This window comes from Aquirhabdus parva (assembly GCF_003351745.1).
Lineage (GTDB): Bacteria > Pseudomonadota > Gammaproteobacteria > Pseudomonadales > Moraxellaceae > Aquirhabdus > Aquirhabdus parva.
Genome location: NZ_CP031222.1, coordinates 1,707,680 through 1,728,961, shown reverse-complemented (window position 1 = coordinate 1,728,961; position 21,282 = coordinate 1,707,680). Strand labels below are relative to the sequence as shown.

Annotated in this window: 19 protein-coding genes; 5 read left to right on the top strand and 14 right to left on the bottom strand. The window is 43.3% G+C overall.

Annotated features, from left to right (window positions below; all coding sequences use genetic code 11):
• Positions 1–131: 131 nt before the first annotated feature.
• The 3 genes from HYN46_RS07670 to HYN46_RS07660 all read left to right on the top strand — a co-directional run bounded on the left by HYN46_RS07670 (position 132) and on the right by HYN46_RS07660 (position 2,877).
• Positions 132–923, top strand: coding sequence for an enoyl-ACP reductase FabI (locus tag HYN46_RS07670; protein ID WP_114898832.1), 792 nt, complete (start codon positions 132–134; stop codon positions 921–923).
• A gap of 102 nt (positions 924–1,025) precedes the next feature.
• Positions 1,026–1,598 (top strand): hypothetical protein, encoded by a 573-nt coding sequence (locus HYN46_RS07665; RefSeq protein ID WP_114898831.1) that lies wholly within the window; start codon positions 1,026–1,028, stop codon positions 1,596–1,598.
• A 40-nt stretch (positions 1,599–1,638) separates the two neighbouring features.
• A complete protein-coding gene (locus HYN46_RS07660; protein ID WP_114898830.1) occupies positions 1,639–2,877 on the top strand; it encodes a methyltransferase domain-containing protein in 1,239 nt (412 codons plus the stop codon).
• A gap of 11 nt (positions 2,878–2,888) precedes the next feature.
• On the opposite strand, the gene HYN46_RS07655 is transcribed toward HYN46_RS07660, so the two are convergent.
• The 14 genes from HYN46_RS07655 to ppsA all read right to left on the bottom strand — a co-directional run bounded on the left by HYN46_RS07655 (position 2,889) and on the right by ppsA (position 18,589).
• Positions 2,889–4,916, bottom strand: a complete 2,028-nt coding sequence (locus HYN46_RS07655) for a MacB family efflux pump subunit (protein WP_114898829.1) — start codon at positions 4,914–4,916, stop codon at positions 2,889–2,891.
• A 3-nt stretch (positions 4,917–4,919) separates the two neighbouring features.
• Positions 4,920–6,095, bottom strand: coding sequence for a macrolide transporter subunit MacA (gene macA / locus HYN46_RS07650; protein WP_114898828.1), 1,176 nt, complete (start codon positions 6,093–6,095; stop codon positions 4,920–4,922).
• 131 nt (positions 6,096–6,226) lie between these two features.
• Complete coding sequence (locus HYN46_RS07645; protein WP_114898827.1) at positions 6,227–6,589, bottom strand: hypothetical protein; 363 nt, start codon at positions 6,587–6,589, stop codon at positions 6,227–6,229.
• A gap of 3 nt (positions 6,590–6,592) precedes the next feature.
• Complete coding sequence (locus HYN46_RS07640; protein WP_114898826.1) at positions 6,593–7,444, bottom strand: lytic transglycosylase domain-containing protein; 852 nt, start codon at positions 7,442–7,444, stop codon at positions 6,593–6,595.
• Positions 7,445–7,641: 197 nt separating this feature from the next.
• On the bottom strand, positions 7,642–8,709 hold the full coding sequence (gene alr, locus HYN46_RS07635; RefSeq protein ID WP_114898825.1) for an alanine racemase: 1,068 nt from the start codon (positions 8,707–8,709) through the stop codon (positions 7,642–7,644).
• 62 nt (positions 8,710–8,771) lie between these two features.
• On the bottom strand, positions 8,772–10,265 hold the full coding sequence (dnaB, locus tag HYN46_RS07630; protein ID WP_114898824.1) for a replicative DNA helicase: 1,494 nt from the start codon (positions 10,263–10,265) through the stop codon (positions 8,772–8,774).
• 276 nt (positions 10,266–10,541) lie between these two features.
• Complete coding sequence (rplI, locus tag HYN46_RS07625; protein WP_114898823.1) at positions 10,542–10,988, bottom strand: 50S ribosomal protein L9; 447 nt, start codon at positions 10,986–10,988, stop codon at positions 10,542–10,544.
• 11 nt (positions 10,989–10,999) lie between these two features.
• The gene (gene rpsR / locus HYN46_RS07620; protein WP_114898822.1) at positions 11,000–11,227 is read right to left on the bottom strand and encodes a 30S ribosomal protein S18; all 228 of its coding nucleotides are present in this window, start codon (positions 11,225–11,227) and stop codon (positions 11,000–11,002) included.
• A 13-nt stretch (positions 11,228–11,240) separates the two neighbouring features.
• On the bottom strand, positions 11,241–11,633 hold the full coding sequence (gene rpsF, locus HYN46_RS07615; RefSeq protein WP_114898821.1) for a 30S ribosomal protein S6: 393 nt from the start codon (positions 11,631–11,633) through the stop codon (positions 11,241–11,243).
• 257 nt (positions 11,634–11,890) lie between these two features.
• Positions 11,891–13,024: a sterol desaturase family protein gene (locus tag HYN46_RS07610; RefSeq protein WP_114898820.1), complete on the bottom strand. Its 1,134-nt coding sequence runs from the start codon at positions 13,022–13,024 to the stop codon at positions 11,891–11,893.
• A gap of 43 nt (positions 13,025–13,067) precedes the next feature.
• Positions 13,068–13,736, bottom strand: coding sequence for an RDD family protein (locus tag HYN46_RS07605; protein WP_114898819.1), 669 nt, complete (start codon positions 13,734–13,736; stop codon positions 13,068–13,070).
• Positions 13,737–13,747: 11 nt separating this feature from the next.
• Positions 13,748–15,055 (bottom strand): hemolysin family protein, encoded by a 1,308-nt coding sequence (locus HYN46_RS07600; protein ID WP_114898818.1) that lies wholly within the window; start codon positions 15,053–15,055, stop codon positions 13,748–13,750.
• Between the two features lie 127 nt (positions 15,056–15,182).
• Positions 15,183–16,013, bottom strand: a complete 831-nt coding sequence (locus HYN46_RS07595) for an RDD family protein (RefSeq protein WP_114898817.1) — start codon at positions 16,011–16,013, stop codon at positions 15,183–15,185.
• 209 nt (positions 16,014–16,222) lie between these two features.
• A complete protein-coding gene (gene ppsA / locus HYN46_RS07590; RefSeq protein WP_114898816.1) occupies positions 16,223–18,589 on the bottom strand; it encodes a phosphoenolpyruvate synthase in 2,367 nt (788 codons plus the stop codon).
• Positions 18,590–19,109: 520 nt separating this feature from the next.
• Here ppsA and ppsR point away from each other — a divergent pair.
• Both ppsR and prfA read left to right on the top strand, forming a co-directional pair.
• Positions 19,110–19,970 (top strand): posphoenolpyruvate synthetase regulatory kinase/phosphorylase PpsR, encoded by an 861-nt coding sequence (gene ppsR, locus HYN46_RS07585; RefSeq protein WP_114898815.1) that lies wholly within the window; start codon positions 19,110–19,112, stop codon positions 19,968–19,970.
• A gap of 210 nt (positions 19,971–20,180) precedes the next feature.
• Positions 20,181–21,281: a peptide chain release factor 1 gene (gene prfA / locus HYN46_RS07580; RefSeq protein ID WP_114898814.1), complete on the top strand. Its 1,101-nt coding sequence runs from the start codon at positions 20,181–20,183 to the stop codon at positions 21,279–21,281.
• The last annotated feature ends 1 nt before the right edge of the window (position 21,282 follow it).

Sequence of the window (21,282 nt, the reverse complement as noted above, 5' to 3'; positions counted from 1 at the left end):
GGCGATGTCGTAGGAGTGCTTTATGTCAATTTTTGCTGTTCTGGACGATATCAAAAATCTGTTAGGATGAGCAGATTGAAGATTTTTTAATTTCACAGTTTTGATTTAAGTTCTAAATAAAGAGAGTGAATATGCTATTACAAGGTAAACGTTTCCTCGTGACAGGAATTGCTAGTAAATTATCCATTGCCTATGGCATTGCCCAAGCCTTGCATCGTGAAGGTGCAGAGCTGGCATTCACCTATCCAAATGAAAAACTAAAAAAACGTGTAGATGAATTTGCTGCATCATTTGGTTCAACACTGGTATTTGCTTGTGATGTTGCCAGTGACACTGAGATTGAGCAAACCTTTATTGATCTGGCGAAACATTGGGATGGCTTGGATGGCTTAGTACATGCTATTGGTTTTGCTCCGGGTGATCAATTAGAAGGGGACTTCACAACGGTCACCAATCGAGAAGGATTCCGAATCGCCCATGACATCAGCTCATATAGTTTTATTGCACTCGCACGCGCAGCGAGACCGTTACTCAGTGTCCGCCAAGGTTGTTTGCTGACTTTAACCTACCAAGGCAGTGAGCGTGTTTTACCGAACTACAATGTCATGGGTCTGGCGAAAGCATCTCTGGAATCCAGTGTTCGCTATCTTGCGACGAGCTTGGGCAGCGAGGGAATACGGGTCAATGGCATCTCTGCAGGTCCGATCCGGACATTAGCCGCCAGTGGTATCAAAAGCTTCCGCAAAATGCTTGATGTGAATGCACAAATCGCCCCTTTACAGCGTAATGTAACTATCGAAGAAGTCGGCAATGCAGCATTATTTCTTTGCTCGCCATGGGCTTCGGCAATTACGGGCGAGATTCTTTATGTCGATGGTGGTTTTAACACCGTGGCAATGAGTGAACGGATGATGGCGGACTAATTTCAAGTCTTATGTTGCATCAACATCATGAGTACGAAATGTGTACTCATGATGAGGCCTATTTATTTAGAGCCGTCTATCTAATAGTTTATAAGGTTTATCATGACCCATCGTTTCGAGAATGAATACGTCACTTCAAACTATCGCTATATTTCGGCCTATAACGAGTTAAATGCACGTACTTCCCAGCGTCAACAAGCGCTCACCATTTTTATCAGTTTTTTTGTTGGGTTACTTGCCGCGCTGATTGCATCCCATAGTGCATCGGGTCTGGATAATGCTCATATTGAGTGGATTTTGCTGGGTTTTCCGGTTGCTTCAGCAAGCTTTGCCTTCTTAAATTATAAGTACGAGTTGATTATTGCCAATATTCGTGCCTATTTAGCGCAACTAGAGCAACTCAATGACGCTCACTTAACTTTACCGAGCTATAACTCAGATATCGAATGGATGATCAATTCAGCTCATGCCAGACGTTTTCATGACTATGCCTGTGCGATTTTAATTTTAGCTTGTAATAGCATTGGCCTATCGGCTTTTTATGTACTCTATCCAGTGCGGTTTGGACTCTCAACATGGGTGATTTGGGTCGTTGTGATTGTGGCTATACTGACTGCATTTATGCATTGGATGCTGCCTAAGTTTGGTGTGGGTAAACGTAAAAGAGTGATTTGACCCCTATAAATTATTTTATATAAAAACCGAGGTCTATCATATGGATATGAATTTCGTAGCGCAAATCCCCAATAGTGCAGTTGATTTTCTTGAAGTACATACAAATACACTCTCGGCTCTGCTTGAAGAAAGTGAGAGGGTCTATAATCTTTGGCATGTAAGCATTGACTCTATTGGTAATCTTCAAAAAGGTGTAGGACTCCCTCCGGGTAAACTTTTTGATTGCATTTGCTGTGATGACATCATGCCGTTATCTCGGTCACCCTTTAATACATTGATCAGACTGCGGGAATTATTAAAACCAGATGGCTGTATCTTATTCAGCGTTCCGAATGCCCAACACTGGTTGGAACTGAATAATTTGCTGGTTGGTGATATCCAGAGAAACCAGTATTTACATACCTATGCCAGTTTTATTAAATTGCTCTTAGATACAGGGTATGAGCCAACTATTCCTCTTTTTTTACTCGATCCACCAATACCTGAAGCAAGCTTTCAGGCTATGAAACCATTATTGACCTCCTTAAATTTGGATGATGAACGAAGCAAACTATTTTTATCGACGAGTCAATACGTCTTTAAAGCCATTATCAACCCCTATTATGCAATGTCTAAGATGGCCATTTTTCCAATATCTTTCATCGTCCCAATGAATGATCAACGAGTAATGATGGACAATTTTTTAAAGTCCCCCATTTTCCATGATGGACATCTTCATCAAATCATCCCTGTGACAGCCAATAGTGCAGCCGAGGCATTGGAAATTGGGATCTCCTATGCACAGCACGATTTTGTCGTTTACGCTCATCAAGATGTCTATTTACCACACTCGTGGGACGCAACATTTTGCCAACATGTCATTAATGCCAAGCAGAAGTTTGTAAATGCTTCATTATTTGGTTTATATGGCGCAGGTTTTAATGGAGATCAAAATTATGCAACAGGCATAGTTGCCGATCGACATAAGCTGTTAAAAGGAGGAGTATCTCCCAGTGTTGTCAGTACGCTTGATGAGTTCTTATTTGGTTTTTTTAAACAAGACTATGTGGGTAGCGCTGCAGAACTAGGGTGGCATCTCTACGGCACAGACATTCCTTATCGACTCTTAGAGCAGGGGAAAGAGACTGTAGTGATCGAGGCTTTATGTTTTCATAATAGCTTAGGAAGCTCAGAAGTTCCCGAAGCCTATTATGAAGGGATGAGTTACATTCGTAATCGCTGGACAAAATATCTACCCATTGCAACGGTTTGCTCTGAAATTTATCCAAATCCAGCATAGTGGTTTTTAACCTACTCCCGCGCTAATGCCACAACAGGATCTAAGCGTGCGGCGTTGCGAGCCGGTACAAAACCAAAAACAATACCGATGAGTGATGAAGAAACGCATGCACCCACCATCGAGACTGTAGAAAAACTCATTTGCAACGTCCCTGCTGCAAAGTGGCTAAAGACAGCACCTACTAATAAGGCAATACCAATACCTAATAGCCCACCGACTAAACAGACTAGGACGGCTTCAATCAGAAATTGTTGCAGAATATCACTTTGTCTCGCACCAACTGCCATGCGTACGCCAATCTCTTGAGTACGCTCAGTCACAGAGACCAGCATAATGTTCATGACCCCAATTCCTCCAACCATCAATGAAATCAAGGCAATTGCAGAGACCAAGAGCGTCATTGTCGACGTTGTTTTCTTTATCATGGTTCGTATCGAGTCACTACTTTGAGTAAATGTATCTTCGGCACCATGTCTTAGTGTCAATAACGTCGTAATGGCAGCCTCAGCCGCACTGCTGGGTGTGCTATCTTTTAAACGAACAACGATACCACTTAAGTATCCTTGTCCAGAGATACGGCTCATGACCGTACTATAGGGGAGCCAGACATTCAGTCGGTCACTTTTTCCAAATACGCTATCTTGAGGTGCCGTGACACCAATGACTCTGCTCGGTAAATTATTGAGTAAGATGACCTGACCGATGGGATTTATGCTTCCAGGAGTTCCTTCTGCACCAAACAAGGCTTTTCGTGTATTCGGATCAATTACTACGTCTTGATTCTGTTCACGAACCCCATTGCTGTCAAAACTTTGGCCCTGCGCAATTGTTAATCCATCGACTCTAAAATAACTTTCTCCGACACCATTTATGGTCGCTTTGGACTCAACATTACGGAAGCGAAGTGTTCCAGCGCTATTAACAATAGGGCTCACGCTATCAATATAGGGCTGATCGGCCAGGGCAGCAGCATCGCTGGCTCGCAATGTTTGAATTTTGCTGCTCTGCATATCACCAAAGTCTTTACCGGAGTAAATACTAATCGTATTGGTACCCAGTCCACTGATGTTGCTCAGAATCTGTTTTTGGGAGCCATTACCCAAAGCAACAACAGAAACTACCGATGCAATCCCGATAATAATCCCGAGCATCGTCAGAAAAGTGCGCATACGATGTGCATTCATGGCAAGAAGCGCCATACGAAATGCTTCAGTCAACCGACCAAATAACGCATTAAAAGAAGATCGGTCTGAAATGGATGGTCGTACTAAGGATTTTTTTTGATCGAGTGGGGGCGTGGGGGTATTAGGTCGATCAGAGATAATTCGACCATCACTGATTTCAATAATTCGACCCGTTTGTGAAGCAATATTGGGATCATGGGTCACAATAATAACGGTATGACCTTCGCTATTTAACTCCCGCAAGATATTCATCACCTCAACGCCACTGTGTCGATCCAGTGCACCTGTCGGTTCGTCTGCTAGAATGACATCACCACCATTCATGAGTGCTCGAGCTATACTGACACGTTGTTGTTGACCTCCAGAAAGCTGACTGGGTCGGTTGTGAAGACGTTGTTCGAGTCCTAAACGTTTCAGTAACATGCTTGCACGTTCATGTCTTTTCTGACCACTGAGTCCTGCATAGATAGCAGGAACCTCGACATTACCCAGTGCACTTAAATCACCTAAAAGATGATAACGTTGGAAAATGAATCCAAAATTAAGCCGACGTAGCTGAGCTAAATCATCAGGTTCTAAACTCCTTGTTTCCTGAGACTTAACGCGATAGCTACCCGCACTTGGCCGATCCAAACACCCTAAAATGTTCATAAGGGTAGATTTCCCCGAACCCGACTGTCCGATAATAGCAACCATTTCACCTGCATAGATGCTCAGGTTGACATCATCTAAAACACGCACAACGCTCTCACCCGCGGGGAATTCCCGAACAAGATTTGTTACTTGTAACAATGGTTTTAATTTTGGATTTGTTACATGTTCTATATTATCAGTAGTGAGAACCGGAAAATTCATAATTTACATTTCCCGATCACGTTTTGCTTTTTTTGCATCCGTAGTATCAGAAGCATTCCCGATAATTACTTTTTCCCCTGCTTTAAGGCCAGATAGAACTTGTGCATTGACACGATTATTTAGACCAATTTTGACCGTACGTTTTTGCGCTTGCCCAGTCGCATCTAAGATTCGAACGCTTTGTGTCCCATCGGCCGCCTTTTCTAATGCCGCAGAAGGTATAAGGAGGGCATTTTTTGCATCTGCCACTACAATATAAACTTGAGCAGTCATCTTGATTCTTAATTCGCCATCAGGGTTCGGCACATCAAATAAACCGATGTAATAAACCGCTGTAGTGCTTGAGCTCGATGTAGTTGTATCTGTTGCAATTGACTCGGGTGCAGGCTCGATACTCCGCAGCTTTGCATAGTATCGTTTATCAGGATTCCCTAAAATCGTAAAATAAACGGTTTGTCCTGATTTAACTTTGACAACATCCGCTTCAGAAATTTGCGCACGGACAGTCAATGTATCAAGCTTTGCAAGCTTGATAATGGTGGGTGCCGTTTGATTGGCGTTTACGGTCTGCCCTTGTTCAGTGACGATGGCAACAACAGTCCCATCCATAGGCGCCGTTATTCGGGTGTAGCCCAGATACTCCTGCGCATTATTCACCTGAAGTTGGGCTTGCTCAATTTGAGCATCAATCGCCGCGATATTCGCCTTAGAGACTTTTAAAGTTGATGTAGCGGTATCGGCTTCTGTTTTAGATACAGCCTGATCATGCAGCAAGACCTTCATGCGATCTGCCTGCACTTGAGCAAGTTCAAGATTGGCTTGATTCACCAGTTTCTGCGCTTCTAAATTTGCCACTGCAGCTTGATTATTTTTAAGTGTAATTTGTTGAGTAGTCGAATCAATTTGTGCAATCAATTGCCCTTTTTTAACATCGTCGCCGAGTTTGACCGATAGTTTTTTCACTTGTCCAGAGACTTGTGCACCGACACTGACTTGCTGGGCTGCCTGCAAGGTCCCTGAAGCCAGCACATTGTCCTCAATATTTCCAGTCACTACCGCGGCAGTGATATATTCTGGAGTTGTATTTTGGGGCTTCAACACATACCACACTAAGGCAATACTGATAAGCACTATGACTGTGATGATGACGAATCGCAGTGGGCGTGAGCGTGGCAACATAAAAAGAAACTCGAATAGTTCAAAAGGTTTCTGAACGAAATAGAAAAAATAATTGAAGAAAGAATAACCCAATTGCAGGGAATATTATTGTGCCAAGTCTGTGCTAAGGGCTGAAATTTTCTATATTTTTGTTAATCAATATTTTTAGTTATTTTACGCTTTGGGTCAATTAATGCAAAATTAGGAACTCGATCTGGCCAATCAAAATCATAGATCTCTTCTAAAAGGGCTTCGTAATCAAAACCTCCTCGACCAGTAATTGTATAGCCAACACCGGGTAGCTGGCTCGATTTACTCACAGCCAAAGCAACAATAGGGGGAAGCTCATAAATCAAGCAGTACTGATAGATTACGTTAAGTAAATGAGTCGCAGCGCGTGGATGTAGACCAATTGCACCACACAGTTCACTATAACTGATACGCGCTCTTCTTCTAGCTGTTCGTATGAGAATAGGCCATGCTGCTTGGGCGCGTGTAATATGGTTGATTGCCATTTTTTAATTTGCTGAGCTACGCAACGCACCAAATGCGCTGGTATTCGCAGGGCTGGTCGGAGTGAACGTTGCACTGGCTGAGCCATCAGCATTCGTATAGGTAATAATAGGACGTGATCGCGCACCTAAATTTGATTCACTGCCGTTATTTGAGGAAGTAGAACTCGCACTTACTTTAATGCCATTACTGTATAAGTTATTAAAACGGCTCATCACGCGTTTCACATAATCCTGAGTTTCCCGAAATGGCGGAATACCATGGTATTTATCGACGTTTCCTTCTCCAGCGTTGTATGCGGCAATCGCCAGTTCGTGATTATTATTATAACGTTTAAGCAGGAAATTTAAGTACTTCACACCACCAGAAATATTTTGGGCAGGATCAAAAGAATCATTAACAAAGAAGCGCCGCGCTGTTGCAGGCATAAGCTGCATAAGACCTTGTGCACCAACAGGTGAACGCGCACTGGGATTAAACCCCGATTCGGTATGCATGATGGCTTTAACAAGGCCTTGATCCACGCCAAACGTGCTTGCAGCATTGGTAATCAGGTCATCATAAGCATTGCGGTTGCGGCTATAGCTGGGGAGAACCGACGCTTCACTACCACCCCAGTTTCGATAGGCGTGGACGTTAGTATCTGGATACCATGTCACCTTCACTTGGCTACTGTATTGGCTGAGTTCACCCTTTGGTTTTTTATCACGACCAACCACATTAGTCAGCAAGGCATTACCATCCTTGTCTTTGAAAATATAAAGGTTGGCAGCTGAAGCATGTGGGATATGAAAGAGCAGACTGAGCGGCAGAGCCTTAGTCAAAGCAAAGTGAATGATCTGACTAATCATACGCATATCAATAGCCAACCTGAAAATTTTGATCTTGTTTAGCCACAAATGCTAAAGAATCTTTGTAAGCATAAAAACTAGTCATCAGCTCATCCTGAGCAGAATTCCTTTTATAACGCATGATTAAATGCCTGTATCCATTTGTCTTGATTTTAGCAGTCTTTTGTAGGATGCGCGATAGATATGCATCATGTAGAAATACCCTATTGCGTGATGTAGCGCACAGGTCGCATGGAAAGTCGTGTGAATAACTCATAACCAATGGTCCCCGCGGCCGCTGCGATTTGGTCCACGCTGATCTCGCCCCCCCACATCACGACCTCATCATCAAGATTCGGAGAAGTCGATAGATCCGTTAAATCTACGGTGAGCATATCCATACTAATACGGCCAATGATTGGAATCAGCTGGCCATTGATACTTACCTGTGCATGATCAACAACCCGTGGATAACCATCGCCATAACCCATAGCAACGACACCGAGGTGTGTAGGCCGTGTCGTGGTGTAGCGTGCACCATAGCCAACTGTCACGCCTGCAGCAATCTGATGCATCGCGATCAAGCGTGTTTTTAGGCTCATCACAGGTTGTAAATTCAATTGTTGAGCGGTGTGATCAGCAAAAGGAGAGCTACCATACAGCATGATGCCCGGACGCACCCAATCCAAGTGAAGCTCAGGCCATTGCATGATGGCTGCCGAATTGCACATGGAAACTTGGATTGGCTCAAGCTGGGCTTTTAGAGTTAAAAAAGTATCAATCTGTTGTTGATTGATCGGATGATCAGGCTCATCAGCATTGGCAAAGTGAGTGGTTAGGATGAGCTGATAACCGGCCGCACGTAATTGTTCTGCTGCGGTAATCGTTTGTTCTGGTGTTAACCCGAGGCGATTCATCCCTGTATTCACTTTAAGCCAGATCGTTGCATTAGGGATGATATGCTGAAGTGCCCACTCTAACTGGCGCTCTTGATGAATCGCACATTGGGTACCGATCTTTGAGGACTCAATCCATTCTTCTAAGCTAAAAGCACCTTCGATGACTACGATAGGCTGCGTATTGCCCAGTGCACGAATATCCCGTGCCTCCTGAAAAAATGCAACGCCTAGTGCATCAGCGTCCTGTAATGCACTTAATGCGAATGCGAGACCATGTCCGTAAGCATCCGCTTTGACCATGGCTAAAACATGACTGTGAGGGGCGTATTCACGAACACGGTGAAGATTGTGAGTTAAAGCTTTGGCGTTTAAAAGAACGCGGGCATCCCGCATGTTAAAAAATCCTATATCTATAATTAACTGAGCGCACTCAAGCAGATGCAGCTTGAGTCAACTTATTCATCATCCTCTGGACGATAATATTCAGGAGACAAATTGGTAAATCGCGTAAATTGTCCTTGAAAGGCAAGACGTACGGTCCCAATCGGACCATTACGTTGTTTACCAATAATGATTTCAGCTGTACCTTGCTCTTTAGACTCTTTGTTATAGACCTCGTCTCGGTAAATAAACATAATTAAGTCAGCATCCTGCTCAATCGCGCCAGACTCACGAAGGTCAGACATGATCGGCCGTTTGTTGGGGCGATTTTCCAAAGAGCGGTTTAACTGTGATAGTGCTATGACGGGACAGTTCATCTCTTTGGCTAGGGCTTTTAGGCTTCGTGAGATTTCAGAAATCTCACCAACTCGGTTATCGCCCATACCTGGCACTTTCATGAGCTGTAAATAGTCGATCATAATTGCGCCAATTTTACCATTGTGCATCTTGGCAATACGTCTAGCTCGAGAACGCAATTCATTGGGTGGTAGTGCAGAAGAATCATCGATATATAAATGTTTACTTTGTAACTGACTCATAGTGCTGGTTAAACGGACCCAATCACCTTCTTCTAAGCGCCCTGAGCGTAAGCGGCTCTGGTCAATTGAACCGAACGAAGAGAGCAAACGTACTGCAATGGAGTCAGCAGGCATTTCCATGGAGAACACCAAAGCGGGAAGGTCGCTACCAAACAAAACATTCTCGATCAAGTTCATTGCAAATGTGGTTTTACCCATACTCGGACGTGCTGCGACAATAATCAGATCGCCTTTTTGCATTCCTAACGTTTTATTGTCTAGCTCAACAAAACCTGTTGTTAAACCGGTAATTGCGCTGTCGGCATTTTGCAACTCTTCAACCTTGTTCAGTACAGTTTTCAATACCGCATTGATGGCTTTAGGGCCACTCTCAGCCGTTCGATTATTATGTTGTTCACTAATCGAAAACACCTTACTTTCAACGGCATCTAAAATTTCACTGACCGGCTGCCCTTTAGGGTCGTAAGAAATTTGCAGAACTTCATTACCAACAGCAATTAAATCGCGAAGTACTGCATGTTCACGGACTTTTTCGGCATAAGCTGGGAGGTTGAATAAACTCGCTGGGCTTTCAGCAAGTAACTGCATCAGATATTCTTCACCACCAATGTCATCAAGCAGATGTTGACCACTTAACCAATCACTGACCATGACCGCGTCATAGGGCATATTGGCAGTAGACAAATGACCAATAGCTTTAAAAATTAAACGATGGCGTATCGCATAAAATGAGTTTTCATTAATGGTTTCACTGACCTGCTCCCATGATTCGCTGATCGTCATGAGTGCGGCAAGTACGGCTTGCTCCATCTGAATACTATGCGGTGGCACACGTAATTCACGCGTCAACTCAGTGCTTTTTTCAGCATCATTTTTTTTATTCGATTTACGAGCGACTTTGGTATTACTCTCTGCAGAGTGAGTCGATAGCGTCGCGACACGATTTGGCGAAGCTGGTGCGTCTGGCATGATCAAACCTGTACTTAAGTGTGTAGTGGAACGTGAAGCAGGTACAACAAACTAAAAAATGAGTTGCTTAGGATACCTTAATTGACAGACGTGGGCAGTAGTAAAATCATAATAAACTGACGTCACCATTTTTATGGTTATTTTATGAGGAAGATAAAGCGACAGCGGTCAATATCATCCAGTCATTATTTCTGTTTTTTAAATATCGTATTCACCCAGACAAAAAAAGCACGCTTTCGCGTGCTTTTTTAGTTCATATTGCCTGTTCAGAAACGATTATTCAGCAATAATCGTAACCAAAACTTCAGCCGTCACATCGTGATGGACTTGAATTGCAACATGGAATTCACCAGTGTGACGCAATGCGCCATTTGGTAAACGAACTTCAGCTTTTTCAACTGGATGACCAGCAGCAGAGAGTGCATCAGAGATGTCACGTGTGCCAACAGAACCAAACAGTTTGCCTTCATCACCAGCTTTCGAGGTGATAACTACATTCAATTCGTTCAATTGAGCAGCACGCTCTTGTGCTTTGCCAAGCGATTCGGCTTCAATGCGCTCAAGTTCAGCACGACGTGCTTCAAATGATGCAGTGTTTGCTGCAGTTGCAGAAACAGCTTTGCCTTGAGGAATCAGAAAGTTACGGCCATAGCCTGACTTTACAGAAACCTTGTCACCGAGTTGACCCAAATTAGCGATGCGTTGCAGTAGAATAACGTCCACAATTCATCTCCTTATTGATGGTTATCGGTATACGGAATCAATGCCAAGTAGCGTGATTGCTTGATCGCAAGTGCCAATTGACGTTGATAACGGGCTTTAGTACCAGTGATGCGTGAAGGAACGATCTTGCCGTTTTCAGTCACATACTGTTTCAGTGTTTCTACATCTTTGTAGTCGATGTATTTTGTGTTCTCAGCTGTGAAGCGGCAGAACTTGCGACGACGATAAAAACGTGCCATTGTCGATTGCTCCTTAAGCTTCGTCAGCGATCATGTCAGAAGAAGACACATCATCGTTACGCTGTGCTTTACGCGCGCGTTTTTCTTCAGCACTCTTAGCGAGCAGTGATTCTTCGGTGATTGCTTCATCGCGACGGATGATGAGATTACGGATGATGGCGTCGTTGTAGCGGAACAGCTCTTCAAGTTCATCAAGAGTTGTTTGGCCACATTCGATGTTCATCAAAATGTAGTGTGCTTTGTGGATCTTGTTGATCGGGTAAGCAAGTTGACGACGACCCCAATCTTCGAGGCGATGGACTTGACCACCTGCATCTTTGATTTGAGTCAAGTAGCGTTCAACCATGCCAACAACCTGATCGCTCTGGTCTGGATGAACCAGAAGTACGATTTCGTAGTGACGCATGTATAGCTCCTTACGGTTTGGGCAGCCCCCATCAGAGTCTTTCGACGCGATAGAAGCAAGGAGGCACGCAGAAAATGTTATTTAGAAACATTTTTTTATAAATAGCTTATAAACAAAAATCTATGCGTGATCGCAAAAGCGAAGCGCGGATTATAATACCAGTCTTATTTTTATACAAGAGAAAGGTAATCAATACCTTCCCTTTATTTATCACTTTATCAACAAATATAGGTTTATCGCCTTAACTATTACGGAAATTAAAGCTTCTTCTTGCGCTTACGGCGCTTTAAAGGATAGAGGAATTGCCCAACAAACCCCTCGGGAACTTTTGTTTCAGCAGTCGTGCCATAACGTGTAGGTAAATGGGCGGGCATATGAGCGGTTTTAAAAATCACATCATAAACGGGTAGAAATGCGGCAAAGTTGATATCTAAAGCTTCTTTTTCAGAAGAGTGATGCCAATGATGAAATTCTGGAGTTGCGAGCACCCAACGGAAACCTGGAAAGCGAAAGCGGACATTGGCATGGATAAAAATTGCATGAAAAGAAATAAAGACTAAGTAGGCGTAAGTTGCAGCAGGGGAGAAGCCCATAAATAGTAAAGGAATATATCCAATAAATCGGTTAGTGATAATCTCAATTACATGAACCCGGCTTGCCGCTAGCCAATCCATATGATGCGAGGAGTGATGTACTGCATGAATACGCCACAATCTCGGCACTTTATGCATCGAGCGGTGTATCCAATAGCTGAAAAAATCGACAACAATGAGAATTTCAATAAACTGTAAAACTAAGGGCTGACTACTGACCAGCTGCTGCCATGTTGGATTTAACCAGCGGTTAAACATAATTTGAGCAGGGATGATGGTAAAAAAACTAATGAGCTGCAATCCGATATGACTAAACATAAAATATTTTAGATCGGTAACCCATCCTGTCCGCAATAGTTTCTGCTCTTGGTATTTAGCAAAAAAACGCTCCATCGGAATAAAGATTAACGCTGCAATGAGCAAAGTCAGAACAAAATAATCCAAACCCGCATATACACTGCGACCATGATAAACAGGTTCAATCTGGCCAGATGCAAGCAGTGCTGCCAAAGCATTCAATAACATCCCAGATAATCCCCAACGACGATTGAGATTACGAAATGCACTAATCACACCAGAAATAAAACCAATAGCGATACCCAGAATTAAAAGTTGGCGTAAAAGGTGGGCATTATAAAGAGGACGAAATTCTGGAGTTGTTAGCAAATTAGGAAATAAAAAACATAGCGCAGCCAATATCGCCAATATACCCAGCGCGATAGAGATAAAAGCCGAGACTTTACCGGCTCCTCGCGTCAACTCGCGGTTTTCTAGATTTCGCCTTAGTAGCTCCGTCATTTGTTATTCCTATTTGAATAAATATCGTTATGGGTGATTTGATCTAGAGAAAATCCTTGCACTGCAGTACATCTACACCTAATACACGGTCATACCATGTTGGCAACGGCTGACGAAGAAACCCTAGTCCAAAAGGTAAAAATACGCCAAATAGCACGCATGAAGCAAGGACGATTTTGAATAGAAAAATAAGCAAAGTTAGACTTCCCTCAGGCTCAATCAATGAGAAGTCGGAGAGTGACATCGGCTGTATTGTCGGATTAAAGAAAATAATGAATACCAGAAAGACGTGGAGCAGCGGCAAGCCAAGACAGCGACTGACCAAGCCATGCCCCCAAACTTTAATAACACTGATTAGATTATTAGGCGATGATTGAAATGGTTTTTTGTAAATTCTATTGAATAACTGCCCTATGCTTTGTCCACGCCTGACACAGAGGAATAAATCAAACGATGAAAGTGCAACAATAAAACTGATAGAAAATGAAAACTGAGAAGCCAATGAGGCGATTATAGAGCGGGCATCACTTGCAGTTTCTAAATGAAAGACAGACCACAACGCCATCGCCATTAGCCAAAGCCAGATGGTGCTATCGATTGTATGATCGATAATGCCAGCCCGTATGCGTTGATCTCGGCTGGCAGCATAAACTACGCGATAGGCGACTTCAGGAGGAATAGGTGGAGGGCTTTGTGCTGATGGCTTGTCCATAGCGATGTCACTTAGTCTTGTTCGTCAAGATCATCATGGCAAATGAGCGGTGTAGCAAGCACTTTATCAATACGCTTACCATCCATATCGACAATCTCAAGCACCCAACCAGACCACTCAATTTTGTCTGCCGTTTTTGGAATGCGCCCAAGCTGCATCATCATTAGCCCTGAAAGTGTGTTATACAACCCACGCTCTTCTTCTGGTAAGCTTTTTATTTTTAATCGGTCTTTAAGATCGTGACTTGGAATTAAGCCGTCAAGTAACCAAGATCCATCATCACGTTCAATGGCATAGGAATCCTCTTCGTCATCCGTCTGAAATTCCCCAGTGATGGCCTCAAGTAAATCTTGCACGGTCACGATACCTTGAATATCACCATATTCATCAACCACCAAAGCCATCTCAGTCTGAGAACTACGGAGCAGGTTCAGTAACTCCATTCCATTCAACGACTCTGGCACATAGAGAGGCGGTTCCATAATCGACTCAAGATTGAGGAGCTCTTTATTGAGGGCTTGGGTGAGCACATTTTTTGCCATCACCACACCCATCACATCATTGATACTGTCACGGCAAACAGGGAAGCGCGAAAATTCACTTTTTTCAATAACATCTAAAATCTTTTCAAGATCGTCATTAACGGATAACCAGGTGACATCCAAACGAGGAACCATCAGACTGGCAATTTTTCGATCGTCCAATCGAAAAACGTTGCGCACCATTTGATGCTCTTGCTCATCAATCAATCCACTCTGTGAGCCTTCAACGAGAATCGCATGAATCTCATCAGAGGTCATTTTAGGACCTTGGGTATTTTTAATCCCTATCAATCGTAGAACTAAATAAGTTGATCCCGAGAGAAACCGCACAATAGGCAACATGACCGCAGTTAGCCATAGCACGGGTCTAGACACGATGCGTGCCACATTCTCAGGAGCAATCTGCCCCAGTCGTTTGGGGGCCAATTCACCAACAACAATATTGACATAGGTAATGATGGCGACAACAAAGACAATCGATAGTGGCCTTGCAATCGCATCGCGCATGCCAAAGTCGAGTAAAAACTTCTCAAGTGGTTCAGATAGGGCAGCCTCACCTAAAATACCACTTAAGATCGTAATCGTTGAAATACCAATTTGCATGGTAGACATAAAATCAGCGGGGTCTTCAGCCAATTTGGCAGCAGCAATGGAGCCTTTATCCCCGTCATCGATTCTTTTTTGCAGGCGAGCTTTACGTGCGCTAACCAATGCCATCTCCGACATTGCGAATACGCCATTTAAGACGATTAAGAGAAATAGAATCAGAATCGTCATACGACCGCTACCATTTTAGTATTTATCCTTTACTTTCTTTAAGGTTTCTAACACGTTTTTATTGCAAATTCTATGTGTGATATCAAGCGATTATTGTGCCAATACCACACATTTTTATAAAATTTACTTAAGATTTAGGTTTTTCTAATTGTACAGGCAACGCATTCACGACCAAGGTTTTAGCCAGACGGTCATGAAGGGTGCGATTCTTTTCTGTAAATAAAGAGATAAAATCAACCATAAAAATGAGAGAGCCCACTAAAGGTAAATTATAAGCAAGATTGAACAATAATGTTCTGAGTACTGCTCCTTGCATGAATCCTGCTTTTAAGCCGCTTTTTTCATCTACAATTCTAATTTTGAATAAGATTTTGCCGATACTCTGACCACGCCAAATGATCAGAAGAATTTGCACGAAGGCCACAACAGCAGCAATCAGTAACACTTGAACCTGCACTTGTGGCGGAATTAGCGCATAAACTTGCTGTTGCAACTGCAACGTCGTCTCCGATGATGCTTTTTCCATAATCGCACTAATTTTTGCGATCGTATCTTGCGGCAAGATTTGATACATCGCAATCGTAGTGATAACGAGTAGTGTTAATAGATCAACGACCGCTGCCCCAATCCGCGTACCAACATTTGCAATTGTTGAACCATTAGCAAAAAAATGATTTGCATCAATTTTTGTTGATGTCGTTCTCGAATAAACACCTGCAGTCTTATTAGCACTGGGTGTAGTTGGTGTTGAAAATGGAGAAATGACAGCGCTTTTATCTGAAGATGGAATATAAACCATCTTACCGCCAGTCAATTGACCTAACGGTAGCCAGGTTTCCATGCCTTCATGCCATGCGAGATCGGTCAAAACAATTTGAGTATTTGCCAACATCGCATTGACTTGTTCAAGAGTGTAGGGACCCGCTTGTTGATTATTCCGAGCTAGGTAAATTTGCATGTTTAAGAACGCCTGCGCATATAAATGTGAAAGTTTAAACTGAAGTTCTCTCTATTGAGATATGAATCTGAAGAAGATTTTTCTTTGGACAAAAAATGGAATTAAACACAATATCAAAAATTGTAATCAACAAAAAGCTCGTGTAAAACGAGCCTTTTGTAATTGAAGATCATACTAACAATCTATAACACGAATAAGCATAGGTACTATTATTGGCTTTGAGCCAAAAAGAACCAGGTATCGAGAACCGAGTCTGGATTCAAAGAGACAGAATCAATCCCTTGCTCCATGAGCCACAATGCTAAGTCAGGGTGATCAGATGGGCCTTGACCACAAATCCCAATATATTTATTAGCTTTACGGCATGCAGAAATGGCCATTGAAAGTAAGGCCTTAACCGCGTCATCACGCTCATCAAACAAGTGGGAGACGATACCAGAGTCACGATCTAAACCCAACGTGAGTTGTGTTAAGTCGTTTGAACCAATTGAGAAACCATCAAAGTGTTCGAGAAATTTGTCGGCAAGCAATGCATTGGTTGGTAACTCGCACATCATAATAACGCGTAAACCATTTTCACCTCGAACCAAACCATTTTGTGCGAGTAGCTCAATCACACGAGCCGCTTCGCCCACAGTACGCACAAATGGGATCATGATTTCTACGTTAGTTAGACCCATTTCATCACGAACTTTTTTCAGCGCACGACATTCAAGCTCAAAACAATCGCGGAAGTTGTCAGAAACATAGCGACTCGCTCCACGGAAACCGAGCATTGGGTTTTCTTCTTCAGGCTCGTAGAGTTTTCCACCAATCAGATTTGCATATTCATTTGACTTAAAGTCAGACATCCGCACAATGACAGGTTTACCTGCGAAAGAAACAGCAAGTGTTGAGATACCTTCAACCAATTTCTCAACAAAAAATTCAACCGGCGTTGCATAACCCGCAGTACGAGCAAGCACTGCAGCACGGGTTTCACGCGGTAAGCTATCAATGTTGATCAATGCTTTTGGATGTACGCCGATCATACGATTAATAATGAATTCCAGACGAGCCAATCCCACACCTTGATTAGGAATCTGCGCGAAATCGAAGGCGCGATCTGGATTGCCCACATTCATCATAATTTTGAATGCGAGGGGAGGCATGGAATCGATGGAGTTCTTTTGAACCTCGAAATCAAGCGCACCCTCATAGATATAGCCAGTATCACCCTCTGCGCATGATGCTGTAACTTCAGTACCGTCAACCAATACTTCAGTCGCATTACCACAACCGACGATAGCTGGAACGCCTAACTCACGCGCAATAATTGCAGCATGGCAAGTACGACCGCCGCGATTAGTGATGATCGCAGAAGCACGCTTCATGACGGGCTCCCAATCTGGATCAGTCATGTCAGAGACCAGTACATCACCAGGTTGGAGTAGATCCATTTCTTTGATGGAATTGATAATACGAACTTTACCAGAACCAATACGTTGGCCAATGGAGCGTCCTTCGCAAAGAACTGTTCCTTTCTGTTTGAGCAAGTAGCGTTCCATGGTGCCGACGTTTTGACGACTTTTTACGGTTTCTGGACGTGCTTGGACAATGTAAAGCTTACCGTCATCGCCATCTTTCGCCCACTCAATGTCCATGGGTGAACCATAATGCTTTTCGATGATCAAAGCTTGCTTGGAGAGCTCAACCAACTCCTGATCATTTAACGCAAATTTTTGGCGATCAGCTTTATCGACATCAACAATAACGGTTGAATGGCCTGTCACACCACTGTCGCCATAAACCATTTTCTGATGCTTACTGCCCAAGTTGCGACGAACAATAGCGTGTTTGCCACTTTCAAGCAGCGGCTTGGACACATAAAATTCATCGGGATTGACTGCGCCTTGGACCACGGTTTCACCCAAACCATAAGCCGCCGTGATAAACACGACATCGCGGAAACCTGACTCAGTATCCAGAGTGAACATCACGCCTGCTGCGCCAGTTTCACTGCGGACCATACGTTGGATACCGGCAGACAATGCAACGCCTTGGTGGGCATATCCTTGATGCACACGGTAAGCAATCGCACGATCATTAAACAATGAGGCAAATACTTCTTTAATTGCGATCAAAACATTGTCGATGCCACGAATATTCAAAAAAGTTTCTTGTTGACCTGCAAAAGACGCATCCGGTAAATCTTCTGCTGTAGCGCTTGAACGAACGGCAACAGCTACATCAGGATTACCTTCCGAGAGGGTAGCAAAAGCAGTACGAACATCTTGTTCCAGTTCAGCCGTTAGTGGTGTTTCTATAATCCACTGACGAATTTGCGCACCAGTTTTGATCAAGGCTTGAACATCATCTACATTTAAATTTTGCAGTGCACTCTGAATGCGTGCATTCAATCCGCTTTGCTCTAAGAAATCGCGGAATGCTTGCGCAGTTGTTGCAAAACCACCTGGGACGCTTACACCAGCACCGGCAAGATGGCTAATCATTTCACCTAGGGATGCATTTTTTCCGCCGACGCGGTCGATATCATTTTTGCCGAGTTTGGCGAGGTCTATTACACGTGGTTCCAAGATGCAACTCCCAAGATAGTATTAGCAGGCTTAAGCTGCTAGGTTGAAATTCGTCTATGAGACAAACGAATAACATGTTAACGCAGAAAATTCGCAGGTTTTGATAGTATTTACCATGTTTTTGATTGGGGCAGATCTCATCACTTCAATGTGTATTTTTGCACTTCAAATCTGACCGTTTTTCTCAAAAAAACATTAGCAAAAAACAATCTAACAATATACTGACTACTATAAAGACTCTATGGCTGCAAGACAAACGCATCATCCGTATGAATCGCTTATTGTTGTTTGAATTATGAGCAAGTAAGTCTTTATTTGTAAGTCGATACTTTAATTCGAAAAGATGACGTTGTGGTGAAGGATGTTGTTGTTATTGTATTAATGCTCATCAATAGAGTGAGAACAATAACCCGTATCTCGACTCTAAGCGCGTGTATAGCTCTGCCTTCAAAAATTAAGCATGGAAAAAATAACAATGGTCAGGCTATAGTAAGTAAATTATCTGCTGATCACATCTGCCATGACTGAATCATCTTCCACTACATCAAATAAATCCAAAAAACTACATCGGACTGTTTTTTTTGTTTCTGACGGGACAGCGATTACGGCGGAAACATTAGGGCATTCGTTACTCTCTCAATTTCCACAGGTAGAGTTTGATATGCGAATTCTGCCTTATGTGGATAATGAGGCCAGTGCATTTGATGCAGTTGGAGTGATCAATCAAGCCGCACACGATGACCAAATGCGCCCACTGGTTTTTGATACATTAGTTGATCCCGCTGTTCGTGACATTATCAATACCGCTTCCGCTCTGAACCTAGATGTATTCGAAGGAATTCTTAGTAAAATTTCTACTGAACTTGGTGTTCCACCAGAACCTATCGTTGGTAGTTCTCACGGTATGGTGGACTCACAGGATTATAAGTCGCGCATTGATGCCGTGCATTTCGCACTGGATAATGATGACGGGGCACGTACGAGGCAGTATGACCTAGCCGATATCATTCTGATTGGGGTTTCCCGCTCGGGTAAGACCCCGACCTGTATTTATATGGCACTTCAATTTGGTATCCGAGCGGCAAACTATCCCATAACTGAAGATGATTTAGATGACAATCGTTTGCCCAAGGTTCTAAAAGAATATCGTCATAAATTATTTGGATTAATGATTGATCCGGAGCGTTTAGTTGCTATTCGTAGCGAACGCAAAGCCGGAAGCCGTTATGCGAGTTTCCAGCAATGCCAAATGGAGTTACGAGCGATTCAAGGCATTTATATCAGTGAAGGTATTCCAAGTCTGAATATTTCTGAGATGTCGATTGAAGAAATCGCAACGCGCGTAATTCAAACTAAAGGGCTAAAGCGCCGTATTGGTTAGTTCATTAAAGAATTCAATTTATAAATGAGTGTTTAAGCAGAAGCCCCATTTGCACCCAAACGCTGATGCTGTCAGACTATGCGCCCTTAATATTTTTTATTTACTGAACCGAAAGGAATTCTTCTGGTTGAATTAGATTTTATATATAGAGTCTAATATTTTTTTGAATTTCTGTTCTGTTAAGTACTTGCCTGAATTGGATGCCTGCACATGAAGCCGTCGCTTCGCCAACGTTTAGACCAACTGACCGATCGTTTTGAAGAGTTAAATGCATTGCTGTCGGATAGCAGTGTGATTAGCGATAATAATCGCTTTCGGGCCTTATCGCGCGAACATCGCGACTTAGAGGAATTAGTAAAAGTCTGGGGCCAATTTACTCAAGCTGAAGCAGATATCAAAACAGCTGAGGAAATGGCGAGCGATCCGAGTGCTGACAAAGATATGCGCGATATGGCGGATGAAGAAAAGCGTGATGCTCAGGCTCGAATAGTGGATTACACCAATCAACTTAACATTCTGATGATCCCCAAAGACCCAAGCGATCAAAACTCGGCATTCCTTGAAGTTCGTGCGGGGACAGGGGGAGATGAGGCCGCTATTTTTTCAGGGGATTTGTTCCGCATGTATTCTCGTTTTGCTGAAAAAATGCGCTGGAATTTGGAAGTTCTCTCTGAAAGCCCAGGGGAGCATGGGGGCTACAAGGAAATTATTGCTCGGATTGAGGGCGAAGGTGTTTATGGTCGGTTGAAATTTGAGAGTGGTGCTCATCGCGTTCAACGTGTTCCCACGACTGAAACTCAAGGTCGAGTCCATACTTCCGCATGTACTGTTGCAATTTTACCCGAAGTAGATACAGATCATACCGTTGAAATTAATCCTGCCGATCTTCGAATTGATACTTACCGAGCAAGCGGTGCGGGTGGTCAGCACATCAATAAAACCGACTCCGCAGTTCGCATCACCCATATTCCAACGGGTACTGTTGTTGAGTGTCAAGAGGAGCGTAGCCAACATAAGAATAAAGCTCGTGCAATGTCATGGCTAGCAGCTCGATTGGAGCAAGCAAAGCGTGACGTGGCCGATGCTGCAACAGCCAGCATGCGTCGCGATCTGGTTGGTACGGGGGATCGCTCTGAGCGAATTCGGACGTATAATTTCCCTCAAGGGCGTATGACCGATCATCGTATTAATCTGACTTTATATAAGCTTGATGCCATTATGCAGGGCGATATGAATGAGCTATTAGACGCACTACATCGCGAACATCAGGCTGACCAACTCGCAATGTTGGCTCAAGAAAATGGTGGATAAT